21 protein-coding genes are annotated in these 21,269 nt (G+C 69.6%); 17 read left to right on the top strand and 4 right to left on the bottom strand.

The features are described from left to right. Positions 1 to 131 precede the first annotated feature (131 nt). The 4 genes from ACQPWU_RS42030 to ACQPWU_RS42015 all read left to right on the top strand — a co-directional run bounded on the left by ACQPWU_RS42030 (position 132) and on the right by ACQPWU_RS42015 (position 3,594). The gene (locus ACQPWU_RS42030; RefSeq protein ID WP_349451511.1) at positions 132 to 785 is read left to right on the top strand and encodes a response regulator transcription factor; all 654 of its coding nucleotides are present in this window, start codon (positions 132 to 134) and stop codon (positions 783 to 785) included. A gap of 38 nt (positions 786 to 823) precedes the next feature. After that, positions 824 to 2,077 carry a sensor histidine kinase gene (locus ACQPWU_RS42025; RefSeq protein ID WP_433431243.1) on the top strand — a complete coding sequence of 418 codons (1,254 nt, stop codon included), beginning with the start codon at positions 824 to 826 and terminating at the stop codon, positions 2,075 to 2,077. 309 nt (positions 2,078 to 2,386) lie between these two features. Beyond that, a complete protein-coding gene (locus ACQPWU_RS42020) occupies positions 2,387 to 2,686 on the top strand; it encodes a DUF4193 domain-containing protein (RefSeq protein ID WP_020542847.1) in 300 nt (99 codons plus the stop codon). 77 nt (positions 2,687 to 2,763) lie between these two features. Further along, entirely contained in the window at positions 2,764 to 3,594 is an 831-nt protein-coding gene (locus tag ACQPWU_RS42015) for a hypothetical protein (RefSeq protein ID WP_433431242.1), read from the top strand. On the opposite strand, the gene ACQPWU_RS42010 is transcribed toward ACQPWU_RS42015, so the two are convergent. Together ACQPWU_RS42010 and paaK are read right to left on the bottom strand one after the other, a co-directional pair. After that, on the bottom strand, positions 3,583 to 4,179 hold the full coding sequence (locus ACQPWU_RS42010) for a TetR/AcrR family transcriptional regulator (RefSeq protein WP_433431241.1): 597 nt from the start codon (positions 4,177 to 4,179) through the stop codon (positions 3,583 to 3,585). The genes ACQPWU_RS42015 and ACQPWU_RS42010 overlap by 12 nt on opposite strands. A gap of 3 nt (positions 4,180 to 4,182) precedes the next feature. Further along, the gene (gene paaK, locus ACQPWU_RS42005; protein ID WP_433431240.1) at positions 4,183 to 5,478 is read right to left on the bottom strand and encodes a phenylacetate--CoA ligase PaaK; all 1,296 of its coding nucleotides are present in this window, start codon (positions 5,476 to 5,478) and stop codon (positions 4,183 to 4,185) included. A gap of 144 nt (positions 5,479 to 5,622) precedes the next feature. Here paaK and paaN point away from each other — a divergent pair, with 144 nt between their 5' ends. From paaN to ACQPWU_RS41985, 4 genes are all read left to right on the top strand, one after another. After that, positions 5,623 to 7,269, top strand: coding sequence for a phenylacetic acid degradation protein PaaN (gene paaN, locus ACQPWU_RS42000; protein ID WP_433431239.1), 1,647 nt, complete (start codon positions 5,623 to 5,625; stop codon positions 7,267 to 7,269). A gap of 228 nt (positions 7,270 to 7,497) precedes the next feature. Continuing rightward, positions 7,498 to 8,403: an MBL fold metallo-hydrolase gene (locus ACQPWU_RS41995; protein WP_433431238.1), complete on the top strand. Its 906-nt coding sequence runs from the start codon at positions 7,498 to 7,500 to the stop codon at positions 8,401 to 8,403. Further along, on the top strand, positions 8,400 to 9,926 hold the full coding sequence (locus tag ACQPWU_RS41990; protein WP_433431237.1) for an FAD-dependent monooxygenase: 1,527 nt from the start codon (positions 8,400 to 8,402) through the stop codon (positions 9,924 to 9,926). Before ACQPWU_RS41995 ends, ACQPWU_RS41990 begins: the two co-directional genes overlap by 4 nt. Next, positions 9,923 to 11,356, top strand: coding sequence for an alpha,alpha-trehalose-phosphate synthase (UDP-forming) (locus ACQPWU_RS41985; protein WP_433431236.1), 1,434 nt, complete (start codon positions 9,923 to 9,925; stop codon positions 11,354 to 11,356). Before ACQPWU_RS41990 ends, ACQPWU_RS41985 begins: the two co-directional genes overlap by 4 nt. Here the strand turns inward: ACQPWU_RS41985 and ACQPWU_RS41980 are convergent. Next, positions 11,289 to 11,573, bottom strand: coding sequence for a DUF4235 domain-containing protein (locus ACQPWU_RS41980; RefSeq protein ID WP_433431235.1), 285 nt, complete (start codon positions 11,571 to 11,573; stop codon positions 11,289 to 11,291). The two genes, ACQPWU_RS41985 and ACQPWU_RS41980, sit on opposite strands and share 68 nt — an antisense overlap. A gap of 108 nt (positions 11,574 to 11,681) precedes the next feature. Between ACQPWU_RS41980 and valS the strand changes: the two genes are divergently transcribed. After that, positions 11,682 to 14,159 carry a valine--tRNA ligase gene (valS, locus tag ACQPWU_RS41975; RefSeq protein WP_433431234.1) on the top strand — a complete coding sequence of 826 codons (2,478 nt, stop codon included), beginning with the start codon at positions 11,682 to 11,684 and terminating at the stop codon, positions 14,157 to 14,159. Between the two features lie 56 nt (positions 14,160 to 14,215). Here valS and ACQPWU_RS41970 read toward each other — a convergent pair whose 3' ends face one another. Further along, positions 14,216 to 14,731, bottom strand: a complete 516-nt coding sequence (locus tag ACQPWU_RS41970; RefSeq protein ID WP_433431233.1) for an ArsR/SmtB family transcription factor — start codon at positions 14,729 to 14,731, stop codon at positions 14,216 to 14,218. A 57-nt stretch (positions 14,732 to 14,788) separates the two neighbouring features. Between ACQPWU_RS41970 and ACQPWU_RS41965 the strand changes: the two genes are divergently transcribed. The 8 genes from ACQPWU_RS41965 (at position 14,789) to aroA (ending at position 21,206) form a co-directional block, all read left to right on the top strand. Then, a complete protein-coding gene (locus tag ACQPWU_RS41965) occupies positions 14,789 to 16,021 on the top strand; it encodes an MFS transporter (RefSeq protein WP_433431232.1) in 1,233 nt (410 codons plus the stop codon). A gap of 166 nt (positions 16,022 to 16,187) precedes the next feature. Beyond that, positions 16,188 to 17,402: an AI-2E family transporter gene (locus tag ACQPWU_RS41960; RefSeq protein WP_433431231.1), complete on the top strand. Its 1,215-nt coding sequence runs from the start codon at positions 16,188 to 16,190 to the stop codon at positions 17,400 to 17,402. 11 nt (positions 17,403 to 17,413) lie between these two features. Then, positions 17,414 to 17,677: a hypothetical protein gene (locus ACQPWU_RS41955; protein WP_433431230.1), complete on the top strand. Its 264-nt coding sequence runs from the start codon at positions 17,414 to 17,416 to the stop codon at positions 17,675 to 17,677. Further along, a complete protein-coding gene (dut, locus tag ACQPWU_RS41950) occupies positions 17,674 to 18,114 on the top strand; it encodes a dUTP diphosphatase (RefSeq protein WP_360694464.1) in 441 nt (146 codons plus the stop codon). The genes ACQPWU_RS41955 and dut overlap by 4 nt, the downstream gene beginning before the upstream one ends. A 45-nt stretch (positions 18,115 to 18,159) precedes the next feature. Then, on the top strand, positions 18,160 to 18,798 hold the full coding sequence (locus ACQPWU_RS41945; RefSeq protein ID WP_433431229.1) for a DUF3710 domain-containing protein: 639 nt from the start codon (positions 18,160 to 18,162) through the stop codon (positions 18,796 to 18,798). A gap of 219 nt (positions 18,799 to 19,017) precedes the next feature. Next, complete coding sequence (locus tag ACQPWU_RS41940; RefSeq protein WP_226899902.1) at positions 19,018 to 19,224, top strand: OB-fold nucleic acid binding domain-containing protein; 207 nt, start codon at positions 19,018 to 19,020, stop codon at positions 19,222 to 19,224. Then, positions 19,221 to 19,895, top strand: coding sequence for a DUF3159 domain-containing protein (locus ACQPWU_RS41935; RefSeq protein WP_433431228.1), 675 nt, complete (start codon positions 19,221 to 19,223; stop codon positions 19,893 to 19,895). The genes ACQPWU_RS41940 and ACQPWU_RS41935 overlap by 4 nt, the downstream gene beginning before the upstream one ends. An 81-nt stretch (positions 19,896 to 19,976) precedes the next feature. Beyond that, a complete protein-coding gene (gene aroA / locus ACQPWU_RS41930; protein ID WP_433445421.1) occupies positions 19,977 to 21,206 on the top strand; it encodes a 3-phosphoshikimate 1-carboxyvinyltransferase in 1,230 nt (409 codons plus the stop codon). Positions 21,207 to 21,269: the final 63 nt, after the last annotated feature.

Here is a 21,269-nt window from a genome sequence, read left to right as displayed (position 1 = left end):
CCCCCCGAAACATGAATTTCTCTCTCCCGTGCCTGACCACGGCGTCACCCACCCCTGAACATGGCTTACCGTGCGCTTATCGACACTGTGAGCAGAATGAGTGACCACAACCGGAGAGAGGTGCATCAGGCGTGCGGGTGCTGGTTGTAGAGGATGAGCGGGTGCTCGCCGACGCGATCGCGACCGGGCTGCGGCGCGAGGCCATGGCGGTCGACGTCGCCTACGACGGAGGCGGCGCCCTCGAGCGGACCTCCTATATCGACTACGACGTGATCGTGCTCGACCGCGACCTGCCGGTCGTCCACGGCGACGAGGTGTGCCGCCGCCTGGTGGAGCAGCGGAGCGCCTCGCGGATCCTGATGCTGACCGCGTCGGGTGACGTGGACGACAAGGTGGAGGGTCTCGGCCTGGGCGCCGACGACTACCTGGCCAAGCCGTTCGTGTTCATCGAGCTGGTCGCCAGGGTACGCGCGCTCGGCCGCCGCTCCGCCCCCGCCCTGCCGCCCGTCCTGGAGCGCGCCGGCATCCGGCTCGACCCGGGCAAGCGGCTGGTGGAGCGCGACGGCAAGGAGATCGTGCTGACCAAGAAGGAGTTCGCGGTGCTCGAGGAGCTGATGCGCGCCGAGGGCGCCGTGGTCAGCCAGGAGGACCTGCTGGACAAGGCGTGGGACGAGAACATCGACCCGTTCACGAACGTGGTCCGCGTGACCATGATGACGCTGCGGAAGAAGCTGGGCGAGCCTCAGGTGATCGAGACTGTGCCCGGAGTTGGGTACAAGCTGTGACAGATAGGCCAGAGCGCGAAGCGGGGCCGACGCATCCGATGATCAGCCCGCATTCGGAGAGGAAGGCCACTCGCGTTCAGGAGGCTCCACCACCGCCCAGCGGCCCGCCCGCCTGGGACGGTCCGCCCCCGCCGACGCACGCTCCGGTGCAACGGACGACGATGGAGCGCATGAGGGCGCTCCCCGCGAAGGTCAGCATCCGGTGGCGGCTCACGCTCACCTACGGTGCGCTGGTCTTCGCGGCCTCCGTGGTGCTGCTGTTCTCCGTCTACTCGATCGTCGCCCGGGCCATCGACGACAACTGGCCGACGCTCAACATCGGGGGCCTGCAGGATCAGCTCGTCTGGCGGGACGCGCAGCAGCAGGCCGTGACGGCCGCCCAGAACGCGTTGTTGCGCAGCTCCTTGATGGCGCTGGTCGGAGTGGGCATCCTGTCGCTCATCATCGGCTACTTCGTCGCGGACCGGGCGCTGCGCCCGGTGACGAAGATGACCGCCACGGCGCGCAAGCTCTCCGAGAGCACGCTCGCCCACCAGCGCATCGCCCTGGAGGGCCCCAACGACGAGCTGAAGGAGCTGGCCGACACGTTCGACGCCATGCTCACCCGGCTCAACGTCGCCTTCGACACCCAGCGAAGATTCGTGGCCAACGCCTCCCACGAGTTGCGCACCCCTCTCACGATCAACCGGACGGTCCTCGAGATCGCCCTGTCGGATCCCGAGGCGTCCGAGGATCTCAAAGCGCTCGGCCGTACCCTCCTCGAGGTCAACGCGCGTAACGAGAAGCTCATCGAGGGACTGCTGCTGCTGGCGAGGAGCGAGCGCGAACTCGCCGTGCGCAAACCGCTCGACGTTCAGGAAGTCGCCCAGACGGCCGTGGAACAGGTCCAGCCGTTCGCCCAGGAACACGGCGTCACCGTGACGACCGAACTGGTCAGCGCGCCTACCATAGGCGATCCCGTGCTGTTGGAGCGGTCCGTCAGCAACCTGCTGGAGAACGCCGTCAAGTACAACATTCCCGAAAACGGAAAAGTCTGGATCCGGACGGGAATGGTGGACGGTGCCTTGGTTGTTCAGGTGGCCAACACGGGGCAGCACGTGCCGGCGTACGAGGTGAACAGCCTGTTCGAGCCGTTCAGGAGGCTCCATGCGGATCGTGTGGAATCGGCCAAGGGGGCGGGGCTCGGGCTGTCCATCGTTCGTGCGGTGGTGCAGGCACACGGTGGAAATGTGGCTGCAGTGCCGCGCGATGGTGGAGGGCTGGTCGTGACCATTCGGCTGCCAAGACGCTGAGACTCATGTTGCTCCGATGCGTTCATCCGCGTGTTGATGTACGGGGGGCGTCTCGTTCTGGCCACACATGTGGTTGGATGTGCCGTCGAACACGGTGGTGCATGACGCCAAGGCTGTGGGTTTCGCCATATTTGGCTAACCATTGCCGACGGCAGCAGGCCCTGACGTGTTGGGAGGTTCGTTGTCCGTTCCCGCGGGGTACCGATGGGAAATCTCCCCGACGGAACGGGCACAAGATGGGCTTCCTGGACGTTAGAAGACGCGCGATGAGCGCGAAGACATATAGATGAGGGGGATGGAGTAAGCACAATGGCTACCGACTACGACAGCCCGCGCAAGACAGACGACGACCTGGGGGAGGACAGCCTCCAGGAACTCCAGGCTCGGCGCACCGACAAGTCGTCCGGCAGCATCGACATCGACGAGACCGACCTGGCCGAGTCGCTCGAACTGCCTGGTGCGGATCTGTCGAACGAAGAGCTCTCCCTGCGGGTCATTCCCCGGCAGGCTGACGAGTTCACCTGCTCGCGCTGCTTCCTGGTGCACCACCGCAGCCAGCTGGCCTCCGAGAAGAACGGCCAGCAGGTCTGCCGGGAGTGCGCCGCCTGATCGACTGGAGCGAAGGACTCGGGGTAAGGACGAATACCGACCCTGAGCAGTCGCGACCATGAGGACGGAGGCATCGCGTGGCCCAACCTGAGAAGGACAAGCAACCAGGCAACGAGGTCGCCGGCCCCGAGAACGAGGTCGGCGAACTCGTTGGCAAGCTCACAGCGCCCGGCGAGCTCGAGCCGGCCGAGCGGCGCAGGCTGCTCGGCCGACTAGCTCTGGCCCTGTCCAACGGGGCGAAGAAGGCGCGCGCCAACGGCGCCGGCCGGGGGCGCTGGCTGGCCGATGTCTTCCTCAACATCGCCCCCCGCATCCCGATCAGGGACCTGCACACCCTTTCCGAGCACCACCACGGCCTGACCGGCGAGCAACTCGCCGACGACCTCATGCGCACCGCCCAGAAGGCCACGATGACGGTCGGGGCCATCGGCGGAGCACTCGCGGCCGCGGAGTTCGCCGCGCCGCCCCTCCTGCTCTCCGCCCCCGCGCAGCTCGTCGCCGAGACCATCGTCGTCGCCGCCATCGAGGTCAAGCTCCTGGCCGAGCTGCACGAGGTCTACGGCGTCAGCGTCCAGGGCTCCGGCACCCAGCGCGCGGTCGCCTTCACGGCCGCCTGGGCCAAGCAACGTGGCATCGACCCCCTCACACCCACGTCCGTCTCGCTGGCTCTCGGCGCGGCCACCAAGACCGCCCTGCGCAACCGCCTCCTCCGGACGCTCGGCCGCCACCTGACCACGCTCGGCCCCTTCCTCACCGGAGCGGTCGCGGGCGGCGCGCTCAACCGGATGGCCACCAAGAAGCTCGGCGACGCCGTACGCAACGACCTGCGCGTCAAACGGCCTGCCGCACCCCCCGGCACCCCTGCCGCGGAGATCGATCCCCAGCGGCGCGGGGAGTTAGACGCGTAGGCCGCTGAAGGTCATCTTGAGCAGCGCGTCGGCCAGGTCGTCCGCCGATGCGCCGCGCGCCGGCTGATACCACTCGGTGATCGAGTTCACCGTGCCGAACAGCAGGCGCGTCACCAGGGCCGGATCCACGTCCGGCCGGATGCTTCCCTCCGCCGCCGCCTCCTTGACCAGGTGGCTGAAGAACCCGTCGAACTCCCGCCGCCGCTCCAGCGCCGCCTGCTCTGTCCCGCTGTTGCCGCGCACCCGCAGCAGCAGCGTCACGTACGGTAGCCGGTCCACGAGAATGCGCACGCTCTGCCGTACCGCCCACTCCAGGCGGTCGATCGCGGGGCCCGAGGCGGCCCGCTCGTCGGCCACCACTGCGAACAGCCCGTCGAGCGCCCGGTCGAGCGCCCGCGCCAGAAGCTGCTCCTTGCCCGGTACGTGGTAATAGATGGCCGACTTGGTGACGCCGAGCGCCCTTGCGAGGTCCTCCATGCTCGTCCCGTCGTAGCCGCGCTCGTTGAAGACGTCGACGGCGATGGCCAGCACGGACTCCGGGTCGTGTCCGCGCTTGCGCTGACGGGTGGGGGTTGGAGGGGCCATGGGTTAATTATCCCGCTTGTCGATGACTCGTTTGAGCTTGCCGACCGAGCGCTCCAGCGTCTCCGGGTCCACGACCTCGACCTCCACGCTCACACCGACGGTGTCCTTGACGGCCTGGCGCAGCGCTTCACCGGCCTCCGCACCCCCTGCGAAGCCGGGGCGGCCCTCGACCCTCACCGTCATCACGTCGAGCCGCTGAGGGCGGGTCAGGAGGAGCTGGAAGTGCGGTGACAGTCCCTCGGTACGCAGCACGAGCTCCTCGATCTGGGTGGGGAACACGTTCACGCCGCGCAGGACGATCATGTCGTCGGTACGGCCCGTCACCTTCTCCATGCGCCGGAACGCGGGCCGGGCGGTGCCGGGCAGCAGCCTGGTCAGGTCGCCCGTGCGGTAGCGGATGACCGGCATGGCCTCCTTGGTGAGGCTGGTGAAGACCAGCTCGCCCGCCTCCGACGGCTCGCCGGTGAAGGGATCGACCGTTTCGGGGTAGAAGTGGTCCTCCCAGACGTGCAGGCCGTCCTTGCTCTCGACGCACTCGTTCGCCACGCCGGGGCCGATCACCTCGGACAGGCCGTAGATGTCCACGGCGTGCAGGTCGAAGCAGTCCTCGAGCTCGGCACGCATCCGCTCGGTCCACGGCTCCGCGCCGAAGATCCCGATCCGTAGCGACGACGCGCGGGGGTCCTGGCCCTGCCTCTCGAACTCGTCCAGCAGGGCCAGCATGTACGACGGCGTGACCATGACGATGTCGGGCCGCAGGTCCGTGATGAGCTGGACCTGGCGCGGCGTCATGCCGCCCGAGACCGGCACCACCGTACAGCCCAGCCGCTCGGCCCCGTAATGGGCGCCCAGACCGCCGGTGAACAGGCCGTACCCGTAGGCCACGTGCACGACGTCGCCGGGCCGGCCGCCGGACGCGCGGATCGAGCGGGCCATGACGTCCGCCCAGACGTCCAGGTCGTGCCTGGTGTAGCCCACGACGGTCGGCTTGCCCGTGGTGCCGCTGGAGGCGTGGATCCTGGCCACCTGCTCGCGCGGGACGGCGAACATGCCGAACGGATAGCAGTCGCGTAGATCCTGCTTCGTGGTGAAAGGGAATTTCGCCAGATCGCCGAGTTCCTTGCAGTCGCTCGGATGAACTCCCGCATTATCGAATTTTTGCCGATAAATCGGGACATTTTGGTAAGCGTGGCTAAGTGTCCGTTGGAGGCGGTCGAGCTGGAGCGCTATGAGCTCGTCGCGGGAGGCCCGCTCAATGGGGTCGAGTTGGTCCGGCGCGGGGGGATCGCCGAGTCTCATGGGTTTCCACCTATCTGAGCTCTCTGCCGCGGTCGCGGAACTGCGCGACGCGCGCTCTCCAACGCAAGTCTTCCCTTGTCAACTGACCGAATGTTCGGTAAACACTTCACCGTCCGGACTATCCCTGTCAAGAGGGTGAACACCATGTTCGAGCAGCACCGCGAGACTCTGGAGAAGGCGCTGTCCGCCATCGCCGAGCGGGGATACTGGAGCGCCTACCCCGAGTCGCCGAGTCCCCGCGTCTACGGCGAGGGGGCCGCCGAGCGGGGCAAGGAGGCGTTCGAGTCCTACCTCGGCAAGCCGTTCCCCCTCGACCAGCCGGGCACCGGGTCCTGGATCGGGGCCGAGCGCTCGCCGTACGGGATCGACCTCGGCGTCACCTACCCGGAGCCGCTCGTGGACGACCTGATCGCGGCAGCTGAGGCGGCACTGCCCGCGTGGCGGGACGCGGGGCCGGAAGCCCGCGCGCTGGCCTGTGTCGAGATCGTCCACCGGATCAACCAGCGCAGCTTCGAGCTGGCCAACGCGGTGCAGCACACGACCGGGCAGGCGTTCGTGATGGCCTTCCAGGCGGGCGGGCCACACGCGCAGGACCGCGCGCTCGAGGCCGTCGCGTACGGCTACGCCGCCATGACGTCCTCGGCCACGACCGCCCGCTGGGAGAAGCCCGCCAAGGGCGACCCGCTGGTCATGGAGAAGCGCTTCACGGTCGTGCCCAGGGGCGTCGCGCTGGTGATCGGCTGCAACACGTTCCCGACCTGGAACGCGTACCCGGGGCTGTTCGCCTCGCTCGTCACAGGCAACCCGGTGATCGTCAAGCCGCACCCGCGCGCGGTGCTGCCGCTCGCGATCACCGTGCAGATCGCCCGTGAGGTGCTGGCCGAGGCGGGCTTCGACCCCGGGCTGGTCTCGCTGGCGGCGGAGGAGGGCCGGGGGCTGGCCAAGACGCTCGCCACCCATCCCGACATCCGCATCGTCGACTTCACCGGCTCGACGGAGTTCGGCGACTGGCTGGAGGACAACGCCCGCCAGGCGCTCGTGCACACCGAGAAGGCGGGGGTCAACACGATCGTCGTCGACTCCACCGACTCGTGGCGCGGCATGCTGGGCAACCTGGCGTTCTCGCTGTCGCTCTACAGCGGCCAGATGTGCACGGCCCCCCAGAACATCCTGGTGCCGGCGGCCGGGATCGAGACCGACGAGGGGCACAAGAGCTTCGACGACGTCTGCGCCGGGCTGGCGGGCGCCGTCGGCAAGCTGCTCGGGGACGAGGCCCGGGCGGTGGAGCTGACGGGGGCCATCGTCAACCCGGACGTGCTGGTGCGGGTCGAGGCCGCGCCGTCTCTGGGCGACGTGGTGCTGGAGTCGCGTGCCCTGAAGCATCCGTCCTTCCCGGACGCGGTGGTGCGGACTCCGGTGATCGTGAAGGTCTCTCCGGACGAAGCCGATGTCTACGGACGCGAGCACTTCGGGCCGATCTCGTTCGTCATCCCGACGGGATCGACCGAGGAGAGCCTCGACGTGCTGCGCCGCACGATCAAGGCCCGCGGGGCGCTCACCGCCGCCGCGTACTCGACCTCATCGGACGTGCTCGACGAGGCCGAACGCGCCGCCATCGACGCGGGCGTCAACCTGTCGTGCAACCTGACGGGCGGCGTCTTCGTCAACCAGTCGGCCGCCTTCAGCGACTACCACGGCACCGGCGCCAACCCGGCCGCCACCGCCTCACTCACCGACCCCGGCTACGTGGCCGGCCGCTTCCACATCGTCCAGTCCCGCCGCCCTGCATGACCCCACCCCGCATGGCCCCGTGCGCGCCCGCCCCTGCGCGCGTGCTCGGGCCGCCTGCGGTGCTCGTGGCCGTCGTGTGCACGGAGGAGCGGCACCGCGCCGGGGACGGGGTGCCGGTGGTGAGCCCGTGACGCCGTCAGGAGGCAAAGGGAGGGGCGGTGGAGAGCCGGGCCTGAGAGCGGGAAGGTGTGGCATGGGAGTGGTGACCGCGTTCCTGGAGGAGGGGTTATGGCCAAGCCGTTCGCATCGTCGGCGGATCTCGGTGAGAAGCGGCAATCCCTGGAGGTCCTGGCGGAGGGCGTGTACGCGCTCACAGCCGAGGGCGACCCGAACGTGGGCGCCATCGAGGCCGAGGACTTCCTCGTCTGCTTCGAGGCGCTGGCGACGCCCGTGGCCGCCCGCCAGTGGCTGGCCAGGCTGCGCGAGCACACCGACAAGCCGATCAGGTACCTGGTGCTCTCGCACTATCACGCGGTCAGGGTGCTGGGCGCGTCGGCGTTCGGCGCGGACGTGATCGTGACACACGACAAGACCCGCGAGCTCATCGCCGAGCGCGGCGAGCAGGACTGGGCCAGCGAGTACGCCAGGATGCCCCGCCTGTTCAAGGAGCCCGAGTCGATCCCGGGGCTGACGTGGCCGACGGCGACGTTCAGCGACACGTTCACCATCGACCTGGGCGGCGACCGGGGCGACCTGGTGGCCTGGCTGCCCAAGCGGCGCGTCATGTTCGCCGGCGACCTCGTCGAGTCGCAGGCCGCCCTCTACACCGGCGACGCCTTCCACCACGACTGGTCCACTGCGACCCTCGACAAGGTGGCGTCGTTCGGGGCGGAGACGCTGGTCGGCGGCAGGGGAGCGGTGGCGCGCGGCAAGGCGGGCGTGGACGCGGCCATCGGGCAGACGCGCGACTTCCTCGCCGTGATGCTGCGCGAGGCCGGCGCTGCGGGCACGCTGAAGGAGGCGTTCGACCGCACGCACCGGGCGCTCGCACCGCGGTACGGGTCCTGGCCGATCTTCGAGCACTGCCTGCCGTTCAACGTCTCCAGGCTCTGGGACGAGCTGCACGGCGTCGAGCGGCCGCGCATCTGGACCGCCGAGCGTGACCGCGAGGTCTGGGACCAGCTCCAGTCATGAACGCACAGGTCATCGTCGTAGGGGCAGGGCCGGTAGGGCAGAGCGCCGCGCTGCTGCTGGCCCGCTGGGGCATCCACGTGCTCGTGCTCGACGGCCGCGCCGGACGCGACTCCACCGGGTCGAAGTCCATCTGCCAGCAGCGCGACGTGCTCGACATCTGGGCCGCCGCCGGGGCGGGCAAGATAGCGGACGAGGGCCTCGCCTGGACCACCGCCCGCACGTACTACCGCGACCGCGAGCTGTTCTCCTGGGAGTTCGAGCGCGAGGGCCCCCTGCCACCGTGCGTGAACATCTCCCAGACCCGCACCGAGCAGATCCTGGACGAGGCCATCGCGGCGCAGCCGCTCATCGAGGTGCGCTGGAACCACGAGGTCACCGGCCTCACCCAGGACGGCTCCGGCGTGACGGTCCAGTGCGGCCAGCGGCTGCTGCGCGCCCCCTACGTGCTGGTCTGCGCGGGCGCCAGGGCCCAGCGGGTACGCCAGTCGCTCGGCGTCACGTTCGACGGGGAGACGTTCGACGACCAGTTCCTGATCTGCGACATCAAGGCCGACCTGCCCGGCTGGGAGAACGAGCGCCGCTTCTACTTCGACCCCGTCTGGAACCCGGGCCGCCAGGTGCTGATCCACCCCTGCCCAGGCGGCGCGTTCAGGATCGACTGGCAGATCGCACCCGACTTCATCCCAACAAAGGTCGATATTTCGCGAAAGGTCAGGCAGATCCTTGGCGAGCGGCCGTACGAGCTGCTCTGGCACAGCACGTACCGCTTCCACTCCCGCATCGCCTCCCGCATGCGCGTCGGCCGGGTGCTGCTGGCCGGCGACTGCGCCCACCTGGTGGCCCCGTTCGGCGCCAGGGGGCTCAACTCCGGCGTGCCCGACGCCGAGAACGCGGCCTGGAAGCTGGCCTTCGCGCTCAACGGCTGGGCCGGGCCGGGGCTGCTGGAGTCCTACCACATAGAGCGGCACGCCGCCGCCCTGGAGAACCTTCGGATCACCGCCGCGACCATGCGCTTCATCGTGCCCGGCACCGTGGAGGAGCGCATGCGCAGGCGGGCCGCGCTGGAGGGCGGCCTGGCGGCGGAGGTGGACTCGGGCCGGTTCGCGGAGCCGTACTGGTACGTGGACTCGCCGCTGACGACGCCTGAGCCGACGCGGCCGTTCGCGGGCAGGCCGCCGAAGGGGGCGCTGTGCGTGCCCGCGCCCGGCGTGATCCTGCCGGACATGCGGCTTCCCGGCGGGAGATTGCGGGAGCTCTGCCGTGACGGTTTCCTGGTTCTGCTGGGTGAAATGTGCGATTCGCGTTTGTTTGCGCAGGTCCTGGGCAAGGTCATTACGGTGCCGCATGCCGTGCGCGGGTTCACGGAACTCGATGGGCTCGCTGAGAGGCTCGGCGCCGGGCCGGATGAGGCATGGCTCATCAGGCCCGACTCCCACATCGCTGCGATCATCCCCCATGCGGGTCCGGAGTCGGTGGCGGACGCTGTCCGCCGCGCTCTCGGTGAAGAGGAGGAAACTGCGTGACTGGCCGTAGCTCGTTTCTGATCGTCGCGAACCGGTTGCCGGTGGATCGGACGATCGAGCCTGACGGAACGGCCTCGTGGCGCAGGAGCCCAGGAGGACTCGTCACCGCGATCGCACCGGTGATGCAGCGGCGCCACGGAGCCTGGGCCGGCTGGCTCGGAGCCCCGGGAGAGAAGCTCGAGCCGTTCGAGCAGGGCGGCATGAATCTCATCCCCGTCCCGCTGTCGGCCACCGAGGTGGAGCTCTACTACGAGGGCTTCTCCAACGCCACCCTGTGGCCGCTCTACCACGATGTGGTGGCGCCGCCGGTGTTCGACCGGGCGATGTGGGAAACGTACCGCGCCGTCAACGAGCGCTTCGCGAACGCCGCCGCCGAGGCCGCCGAGAAGGGCGCTGTGGTCTGGGTGCAGGACTACCAGCTGCAGCTCGTCCCGGCCATGCTGCGCAAGCTCAGGCCCGACCTGCGGATCGGGTTCTTCCTGCACATCCCGTTCCCGCCGACCGAGCTGTTCTGGCGGCTGCCGTGGCGTAAGGACCTCGTCGAAGGGCTGCTCGGGGCCGACCTGGTGGGCTTCCAGCTGCCCGGCGGGGCCTCCAACTTCCGCCGGCTGTGCCGGAGGCTGCTCGGGCTGCCGTACAAGGGGAACGAGATCTTCCTCGACGACCGGGTCGTGACCACGCAGGCCTTCCCCATCTCCGTCGACTTCGGGCAGCTCGACTCGCTGGTACGCGATCCGCAGATCATGGCGCGGGCCAAGGAGATCAGGGTGGAGCTGGGCGACCCCGAGCACGTGCTGCTCGGCGTGGACCGGCTCGACTACACCAAGGGGATCGGGCAGCGGCTGGAGGCGTTCGGCGAGCTGCTCAAGGACGGGCAGCTGAAGGCCAACGAGGCCGTGTTCGTGCAGATCGCCACGCCCAGCAGGGAGCGGGTGGAGGAGTACAAGCGGCTGCGCGACGACATCGAGCTGCAGGTCGGGCGGATCAACGGCGAGCACGCGCAGCTCGGCTACCAGCCGATCCAGTATTTTCACCAGTCGTACGACCACGCCGAGCTGGCGGCGCTCTACCTCGCCGCCGACGTCATGGTCGTGACCCCGCTGCGCGACGGGATGAACCTGGTGGCCAAGGAGTACGTCTCCTGCCACCACGACCTGCACGGCGCGCTGGTGCTCAGCGAGTTCGCCGGGGCCGCCGACGAGCTGCGCCAGGCCTACCTGGTCAACCCGTACGACGTGGAGGACGTCAAGCGGCAGATGCTGGCCGCGATGCGGGCCACGCCGCACGAGCTGGCCCGGCGGATGCGCACGATGCGCCGCCGGGTAGCCACCTACGACGTGGACCGCTGGGCCAGCGAGTTCCTCACTGCCCTGGAGTCACCTGCTTCACAGACTTCCACGCGTCGTAGCGCTTCTTGGCGGTCCGGTTGACCACGATCTGCGCCACGGACATGCCGACCCCCATGAGCACGGCGTAGCCGATGGCCTCTCCCATGCTGACCTCGGGCGAGTCCGTGTCGAGGGGCGGCTCCTTGCCGGTCGCCTTCACCCAGACGAACCCGAGGATCTTCCTCGCCGCCCAGGCGGTCGCCAGCCCCATCAGACCGCCGATGACACGCCAGGCGATATCGGGCTTGTCCTCCGCCATGCCGATCTCCCTTCCCCTTTGTAACGAACACTAGTCTGTACCGCTTGCCACGCCTGCGAAGCCGTACCATAAGGAGGCATGACTCAACAGCGACTACGCCATGCCTCTATGCCGGAAAAGCCGACCCTCGACGGCTTGGAGCAGGTATGGGTAGCGCGCTGGGCGGAGCAGGGCACCTACCGCTTCGATCGGTCCAAGTCGCGCGAGCAGGTCTACTCCATCGACACGCCGCCGCCGACCGTGTCGGGCTCGCTGCACGTCGGTCACGTCTTCTCCTTCACCCACACCGACATCATGGCCCGCTACCAGCGGATGATCGGCAAGTCGGTCTTCTACCCGATCGGCTGGGACGACAACGGCCTGCCCACCGAGCGCCGGGTGCAGAACGTCTACGGCGTGCGCTGCGACCCGTCTCTGCCTTATGACCCCGACTTCGTTCCACCGGACAAGCCCGGCAAACGCGAGATCTCCATCTCGCGGCGCAACTTCGTGGAGCTGTGCCACAAGCTGACCGCCCTCGACGAGCAGGCGTTCGAGGAGGTCTGGCGGCGGGTCGGCCTGTCGGTCGACTGGTCGCTGCTCTACACCACGATCAGCGACGAGGCCCGGGCGGTCTCGCAGCGGGCGTTCCTGCGTAACCTGCTGCGCGGCGAGGCCTACCTCGCCGAGGCGCCGACGCTGTGGGACGTGACCTACCGCACCGCCGTCGCCCAGGCCGAGCTGGAAGACCGCGAGTGGCCCGGCTCGTTCCACAAGATCTCCTTCTACGGCGAGAAGGGCCCGGTCTGGATCGAGACGACCAGGCCCGAGCTCATCCCGGCGTGCGTGGCGCTGGTCGCCCATCCCGACGACGAGCGCTACCAGCCGCTGTTCGGCACCTCGGTGCTGACGCCGCTGTTCGGGGTGGAGGTGCCGGTGCTGGCCCACCGGCTGGCCGAGCCCGACAAGGGCACCGGCATCGCGATGATCTGCACGTTCGGCGACATCACCGACGTCACCTGGTGGCGGGAGCTGCACCTGCCGACGCGGCCGGTCATCGGCTGGGACGGCCGGCTGCTGCCCGAGCCGCCCGAGGGCGTGGAGGAGGATCCGTACAAGGAGCTGGCCGGGAAGACGGTTCACAGCGCGCGTGAGCGCATCGTGGAGCTGCTGCGCGAGTCCGGCGACCTCGAGGGCGACCCGAGGCCCGTCTCCCGCACGGTGAAGTTCTACGAGAAGGGCGACAAGCCGCTCGAGATCGTCACCACCCGCCAGTGGTACATCCGCAACGGCGGGCGCGACGAGGAGCTGCGCGCGCGGCTGCTGGAGCGCGGGCGCGAGCTGGCCTGGCACCCGCCGCACATGCGGGTGCGCTACGACAACTGGGTCGAAGGGCTCACCAGTGACTGGCTGATCTCGCGCCAGCGGTTCTTCGGCGTGCCGTTCCCGGTGTGGTATCCGATCGACGAGTCGGGGCAGCCCGTCCACGACGCGCCGATCGTGCCGTCGGAGGACATGCTGCCGATCGACCCGTCCTCCGACGTGCCGCCCGGCTACACCGAGGACCAGCGCGGCGTGCCCGGCGGGTTCATGGCCGACCCCGACGTCATGGACACCTGGGCCACCTCGTCGCTGACGCCGCAGATCGCGGGCCGCTGGGAGACCGACGACGACCTGTTCAAGCGGGTCTACCCGGCCGACCTGCGGCCGCAGGCGCACGAGATCATCCGCACCTGGCTGTTCTCGACCGTGGTCAGGTCGCATTACGAGTTCGGCCAGTTGCCGTGGAGCGACGTCGCGATCTCCGGGTGGATCCTCGACCCCGACCGCAAGAAGATGTCCAAGTCCAAGGGCAACGTCGTCACCCCGCTCGACCTGCTGGAGCAGCACGGCTCCGACGCGGTGCGCTACTGGGCGGCCAACGGCCGCTACGGCGTGGACACCGCGTTCGACGCCGGGCAGCTCAAGATCGGGCGGCGGCTCGCGATCAAGATCCTGAACGCGTCGAAGTTCGTCCTGGGCCTGGCCGGGAGCGACGGAGCGGTCACCGAGCCGCTCGACTTGTCGATGCTCGCGGCCCTGTCCGACGTCGTGCGCGAGGCCACGGACGCGTTCGAGGCCTACGACCACACCAGGGCGGTGGAGGCCGTGGAGCGCTTCTTCTGGGCGTTCTGCGACGACTACCTGGAGCTGGTCAAGGCCCGGGCCTACGAGTCCGGTCCGGCCGCCGCCTCGGCTCACGCGGCGCTGCGGCAGGCGCTCGACGTGCTGCTGCGGCTGTTCGCGCCGTTCCTGCCCTTCGTCACCGAAGAGGTGTGGTCGTGGTGGCGCGAGGGGTCGGTGCACCGGGCCTCGTGGCCCGCCGTCGAGCGCGGCTCCGGCGACCCGGCCGTGCTGGCCGTGGCGTCCGAGGTGCTCGGTCAGGTGCGCAAGGCCAAGTCCGAGGCCAAGCAGTCGATGCGGGCAGAGGTCTCCAGGCTGACCGTTTCCGCGCCGGAAGTCGCGCTTGTCCGCCAAGCTCAGGACGACCTTTGCGCCGCGGGCAACGTGGAGGAGTTCGTCCTGGAGTATGGTGACGAGCTGAAAGTCGAGGTCTACCTGGGCTGACGTCCGGATGGCAGGACGCCGGGCGCTCGCGTAGGCAGCGCCCGGCGTCCGTGCGTTCACGGGTCTCGGCTCACGTCGCGGTGCATGGCGAGGAAGAGCGAGTACGCCTCGCCGTCCGGTGGCGGCTGCTTGTCGCGGTACTCGTCGGCCAGCGCCTGCAACCGCCGTTGCAACTCGGCGTGATCTTCTTCGGTGAGCCGGAGGCCGAGCCTGATGAGAGTGGCCTTCTCGAGGTCGACGAGCCTGACCTCCTCCAGGAAAGCCTCGATCATCGCCGCCCTGGCCCCGGTCACGCCGCTCTCGCGGACATCCATCTCCCATGACTTGCCGGTGGCCCGGTAGGGGATCTCCGTGGAGCCGCGCGGCCCCGGCCGGCTGGGCTCGGCGGCCAGGAAGCCGGTGTCGACGAGCTTGCGCACGTGGTGGAGAGTGGTCGCCGGGTTCGCGGCGAGGCGGCCGGCGATCTCCTTGTTGGTGAGCGCCTGGTCGAGGCAGAGCCGCAGGATGCGCAGCCGGACGGCCGAGGCCAGCGCGCGAGCCTCGGCCTCGGTGGCGCGGCGTTTGGTGCCCATGGACGGCCACCCTATAACCGGTTGATTTTTCCCAATCGGTCGTGGATGCTGTGGCGGGTGAGCTTGCTACGCGATCACGACTTCCGCCGGCTGTTCCTCGCCGACACCGCCAGCCAGGCGGGCAGCCAGGTCCTCATGCTGGCCCTGCCGCTGGTGGCCGTGTCGGCGCTGCGGGCCTCGGCGTTCGAGGTGGGCCTGCTGGCCACGTGTCAGACGCTGGCGTTCGTGGTGATCGGGCTGCCTGCCGGCGCACTTGTCGACCGCATGCGCAAGCGCGTGGTGATGGTGGTCGCCGACTGGGCACGGGCGCTGGCGCTCGCCTCCGTGCCGGTGGCGTGGTGGCTGGACGTCCTCACCATCTATCAGCTGTACGCGGTGGCGCTCGTGCTGGGCGTGTTCACCGTGTTCTTCGACGTCGCTTACCAGAGCTACCTGCCCCACCTGGTCGAGCGCGAGCGGCTCGTCGAGGGCAACTCCACGCTGGAGATCGTGCGTACGGTGGCGCAGGTCGGCGGGCCGAGCGGGGGCGGCTACCTGATCCAGCTCCTCACGGCGCCCTTCGCGCTGGTCGCCACGGTGGCCGGATTCGCCTGGTCGGCGCTGTGCCTGGCCACGATACGCGGACGCGAGCCACGCCAGGAGCCGGGCCGTGCCCGCCTGGGCAAGGAGATCGCCGAAGGCGTCAGGTTCGTGCTCGGCCAGCCGCTGCTGCGCCGCATCGCGGGCTGCACCGCCACCGCGAACCTGTTCGTGTCCGTCTCCCAGCCGATGGTCCTGCTCCTCCTGGCCAGGGAACTCGGCCTGGGCGGGGGCGCCATCGGGCTGCTCACGGCCGCCGGCGGGCTCGGCGGGATCGTCGGCGCGCTGGTCAACGCCAGGGTCGCCAGGCGGCTCGGGCAGGGGCCGGCGATGTGGCTGGGTCTCGCCGTGCCCGCGCCGCTGGCGTTCGTGCTGCCGTGGATGGAGGCCGACTGGCGGCTGGGGCTGTTCGTGCTCTACGAGTTCGGCACGGGGGCGGGAGTGGTGCTGTACAACGTCACGCAGCTCAGCTTCCGCCAGGGCATCACGCCCGAGCCGCTGCTCGGGCGGATGAACGCCACCATGCGCTTCCTCGTCTGGGGGACCCTGCCGCTGGGCGGGCTGATCGGCGGCGCGCTGGGCGGGTCGATCGGGGTGCGGAACACGCTCCTGGTCGGAGCCGCCGGGTCCTGCCTGGCGTTCCTGTGGCTGGTCACCTCGCCCCTCCGCACGATGCGCGAGCTGCCCGCCGGCAGTCACACGCTCGCGTAGCCCCGGCCTTCCTGGGGCGGCTCGGGAGCACGTCCACCACCGGCTCGATGCGGGAGGCACTGGAGGGCACGCGGCGCCGGCTCGGTGCGGCAGGCGCACCTTGTGACGCGACCCTCGCTTTATCGGCGCGCATCCTGGGCCCGGACGTGCCAGTCTTGGACACGTGATGCCCGACCGCCCAACCAAGCTCGTGCCGCCCGTGCTGGCCAAGATGGCCGCGTGGTGTGTGTGCCTGATCCTCGTGGGCGTGGTCGTCTACTTCTTCGCTCTGATCATCGCCCGGCTCACGTTCGTGGCGCTGCCCGTGGCGATCGCGCTGCTGCTGACCGCGCTGCTGTTCCCGCTGACCAACCGCCTTCGCCAGGCGGGCATGCGGCCCATCTACGCCACCTGGATCACCATGCTGGTGGCCCTGGCCGTGCTCGTGGGCACGGGGTGGCTGGTGGGGGCTCGGGCCAGCGACGAGTTCCCCAACCTGGTCCAGCAGGTGCAGGCGACCGCCAGGTCGGTCCAGGACTGGCTGATCACCGGCCCGCTGCACCTCAAAGAGGCCCAGATCACGAGCTACGTCGACGAGATCGCGGCCATGGTCAACCAGCAGCGCACGGCCATCACCGGCACCGTGCTGTCGGCCGGGGCGGTCGCCTTCGAGGTGCTCGCCTCCATCGTGCTGCTGCTGTTCGTGACGTTCTTCCTGCTCAAGGACGGCAACCGGATCTGGGCGTGGATCCTCAGGGGGTTCGGCGAGGTCGCGCCGCGCGTGGACCGGGCCGGGCGGGCCGCCTGGGCCACGCTCTCCCACTACGTGCAGGGCACCGTCGCCGTGGCCGCCGTACACGGGCTGATCATGGGCATCGTGCTGGCGGGCATGGGCGTGCCGCTGTGGGCGCCGCTGGCCGTGCTGATCTTCTTCGCGAGCTTCATCCCCATCGTCGGCATCTTCTTCGCCGGCACGGTCGCCACCCTCGTCACGCTGGGCGCCAAGGGGCTCGTCTACGCGCTGATCTTCCTGGGCATCCTCATCATCGAACAGCAGCTGGAAAACCACGTGCTCCAGCCGCTGATCGTGGGACGGGCCCTGAACTTCCATCCGCTGGCGATCATCCTCGTGCTGTCCATCGGAGGCATCCTGGCGGGCATCGCGGGGGCCGCGGTGGCCGTGCCGGTGGCCGCGGTGATCTACCGGGCGTTGCCCGAGCTCAGGCACAAGGTCCCCGCCCTGCCGCCGCCGCCCCATCCCGAGGCCCCTCCCCGCGAGGGCCCCGGCGAGGGCGGCGGACCCAGCGAGGGCGAGGCCGCGCCGCGGCCAGAGGCCGTGGAGCCGAAAGGTGAGAACGTCGGTGCCCGTGGCGAGGATGGCCGAAGGGCGGACACGGAGTAACCTCGTCACCCGTGACTCGTTCCTCCCTCACCACCTCGCCGGCGGTCCCCGGCACCCCTGTTCCCGTGGGCACGACACTCCACCCGCGCGCCTGGTGCGACGGCATCACGGGCAGGAAGGCGTACCTTGAGGCTGAGGGGCGCATCGGCGCTCCCGACGGACCGGTCGACGGCCGCGCGGCGGCGCGGTTCAGCGAGGTGCGCATGGAACACTTCGCCGGGCACGGCGACCTGGCCGCCGCCACCGAACACCAGGACTACGAGGTGACCCCTTGAGCAACGTCGAGGTCCTCATCCAGCGGCTCGACGCCGAGCTGCCGATGCCGTCCTACGCCCACCCGGGAGACGCGGGGGCCGACCTCTACGCGGCCGAGGACGTCGAGTTGCTGCCCGGCGAGCGGGCCGTCGTCGGGACGGGGGTGGCGATCGCCCTGCCCGACGGCTACGCCGCGTTCGTGCACCCGCGCTCGGGGCTGGCGGCCAAGCACGGCGTCACGCTGGTCAACGCGCCCGGCACCGTCGACGCGGGATACCGCGGCGAGATCAAGGTGACGCTGATCAACACCGACGCCAAGGAGCCGTTCCGCCTCCAGCGGGGCGACCGCGTGGCGCAGCTCGTGGTCCAGCGGGTCGAGCGCGCGGCCTTCTACGAGGTCGAGCGGCTGCCGGGTTCGATGCGCGGCGCCAACGGGTTCGGATCCACAGGACGTTGATCAATGGGCCGCGTTGACGGCCCGCGAGCGAGGAGAGTGAGGAACGTGTTCCGACGTCGTCGTCGTGAGCAGCCGGAAGAGGTGGCCGGGCAGGAGCCCGCCGCCCCCATGCGCGAGTCCGGCCCGTGGGACGCCGACGAGCCCCACCCGGAGAGCGACAGGATCGACCTCGGCGGCCTGCGGCTGCCGTACAACCCCGACTTCGACGTACGGCTGGCCTCCGTCGGGGACCAGCACGTCGGCGTCGTCGTCCTCTACGAGGAGAGCTCGCTGCAGCTTCAGGCCCTGGCGGCGCCACGGAGCTCGGGCCTGTGGGACGAGGTCAAGACCAAGATCCTGGCGCAGTCCAAGCAGCTGGAGGAGCGGGAAGGCCCGTTCGGCAGCGAGCTGGCCGGCGAGATGAGGATCGACGGGGCCACCCGTCCCGCTCGTTACATCGGCGTCGACGGGCCCCGCTGGTTCCTGCTGGCGGTGATCTCCGGCAAGGCGGCGCTCGACGAGAACGTCGCGGCGGCGTACATAGACTTTGTGAAGGACGTCGTGGTGGTGCGCGGCGACGAGCCCATGGCCCGTGAGGAGCCGATTCCGCTGCGCCGTCCCAACGAACAAGTGAGCGAGAAGGCGGACGAGCGGCCCGGGCTCAACCCGTTCAAAAGAGGGCCTGAAATAAGCGAGATTCGCTGAGGGCTGACATCGCGCCGACATCACATAGGCTGATTCATCATGAGTACGGCAGAGCCTCCGAAACGCGGGGGATTGCGCGGGTTCTTCAGTCGGCTGGCCTCACCCCAGTCCGAAATCGAGGCCCAGGAACTGCGGGAAGACGCCGACGAGGTGGGCGCGACCCCCATCGTCTCGTGTGGTGGGCGCAGGCGCTTCTGCGTAGCCGGTACGCTACGTACAGTGACACTGCGTCCGCGGGGCGGCGCTCCCGCTCTTGAGGCCGAGCTCTACGACGGGTCCGACGTGATCGACCTGGTCTGGCTCGGCCGCCGCAAGATCGCGGGCATCGAGCCCGGTCGCACGGTCAAGGCCGAGGGCCTGGTCAGCGTCCAGGACGGGCGCAAGGTGATGTTCAATCCGCGTTACGAGCTGCGCCCAGGGAGTTGAACGTGAGTGCTGAGGCGGAAGAGGTCGCCCACGACACCGTTGAAGCGGCGGTGCGAGCCCAGCTCGCCAAGGCGTTCGGCGGTGTGCGCGGCATCATCGAGGCGGCGATCCCGACGATCGCGTTCACGCTCTGCTGGGTCATCACCGAGGAGCTGAAGGTCTCGCTCATCGTCAGCATCTCGCTGTCGGTCCTGCTGCTGCTGGTTCGGATCGTGCAGCGGTCCACGCCACAGTTCGTGATCAACAGCCTGATCGGCATCGCGATCGGCGCGTTCTTCGCCAGCCGCAGCGGTGACGCGAAGGACTACTTCCTGCCCGGCATCCTGTGGAACGCCGGCTACATGGTGGGGATGCTGCTGTCGATCGTCACCCGCTGGCCTGTGGTGGGCTTCCTGATCGGCTCGGTCACCGGCGACCCGACCGCCTGGCACAAGGACCCGGGCATCGTGAAACTGTGCATCCGGCTGACCTGGCTGCTCATGCTGCCTTGCGCGGTCCGGGTGGCCGTGCAGGCACCGGTGTACCTGTTCGGGGGCGGCGACGAAGCGGTCGCCGCCCTCGGTCTCGCCAAGATCGTCATGGGCTGGCCCCTGCAGGTGGCCGCCCTCGCCGCCATGCTCTGGGTGCTGGGCCGCGGCCGCACCCCGATCAAACCGGTCGCCCCGGCCTGACCCTGCCCGCCTCCGTCCCGGCCGGGCAGACCCGCCCGGCCCCGGCACGGCCAAGGCTTTAGGCTGCGTCGGGTGAGCATCATGCGAATCCCGGGGTCGAAGTCCATCACCGCCCGCGCGCTGTTCCTCGCCGCCGCCGCGCGCGGCACCACGGTGCTGCGGCAACCGCTGGTCTCGGACGACACCGAAGGGTTCGCCGAAGGGCTCGAAACCCTGGGCTACCGGGTGGAACGCGGCCCTGAGGCGTGGACGATCGAGGGCCGTCCCGAGGGGCCGCGCGCCGCCGAGGCCGAGGTGTTCTGCCGCGACGGCGCCACGACAGCACGCTTCCTTCCCGCGCTCGTGGCGGCTGGGCAGGGAGTCTTCCACTTCGACGCCTCCGCCCAGATGCGCCGCCGCCCGCTCGGCCCACTCACACGCGCGCTGCGCGAACTCGGCGTCGACCTGACCCACGAGGGTCAGGAGGGGTACCACCCACTGACCGTACGCGCCCAGGGGATCAGAGGCGGGCGGATCACGCTCGACGCGGGGCTGTCCTCGCAGTTCCTCACCGCGCTGCTGCTCGTCGGCCCGCTCACGGCCGAAGGGCTGCACATCACCGTGACGGACCTCGTCTCGGCGCCGTACGTCGAGATCACCCTGGCGATGATGCGCCGCTTCGGCGTCGAGGTCGAGCGCGCGGGCGACACCTTCCACGTGCCGCCCCAGCCGTACGCGGCCACCGACTACACCATCGAGCCCGACGCCTCCACGGCGAGCTACCCGCTGGCCGCCGCCGCGCTCACCGGGCACAGCGTCACCATCCCAGGGCTGGGCTCCGCCTCGCTCCAGGGCGACGTGCGTTTCGCCGAGGTGCTCGGGCGGATGGGGGCGACGGTGGAGCTCAAGCCTGACGCGGTGACCGTGACCGGCAACGGCAGGCTGCGTGGCCTCACCACTAACATGCGCGACATCTCCGACACCGTCCCCACGCTCGCCGCGGTCGCGCCGTTCGCGGACGGGCCGGTGCGCATTGAGGACGTCTACAACACCAGGATCAAGGAGTGCGACCGCCTGGACGCCTGCGCCGAGAACCTGCGCCGCCTGGGAGTGCCCGTAAGCACCGGACGGGACTGGATCGAGATCCACCCTGCACCGCCGCGCGCCGCCGAGATCGCCTGCCACGGGGACCACCGGATCGCCATGTCCTTCAGCGTCACCGGCCTGCGTACGCCGGGCATCACGCTGGACGAGCCTGGATGCGTGAAGAAGACGTTCCCCGGCTTTCACCAGGCCCTGGCCGACCTTCGGGCGGGCTGGGCGCTCTCGTAGCGCCCCGATCGACGGTAAAGACCTCCGGAGCAATCCCTTAAGCAGGTGATCCACTTGCGCGGG

This window comes from Nonomuraea sp. CA-141351 (assembly GCF_050944675.1).
Lineage (GTDB): Bacteria > Actinomycetota > Actinomycetes > Streptosporangiales > Streptosporangiaceae > Nonomuraea.
Note: the sequence above shows the minus strand (reverse complement) of the source record. Positions and strands in the feature narration are given on the sequence as shown.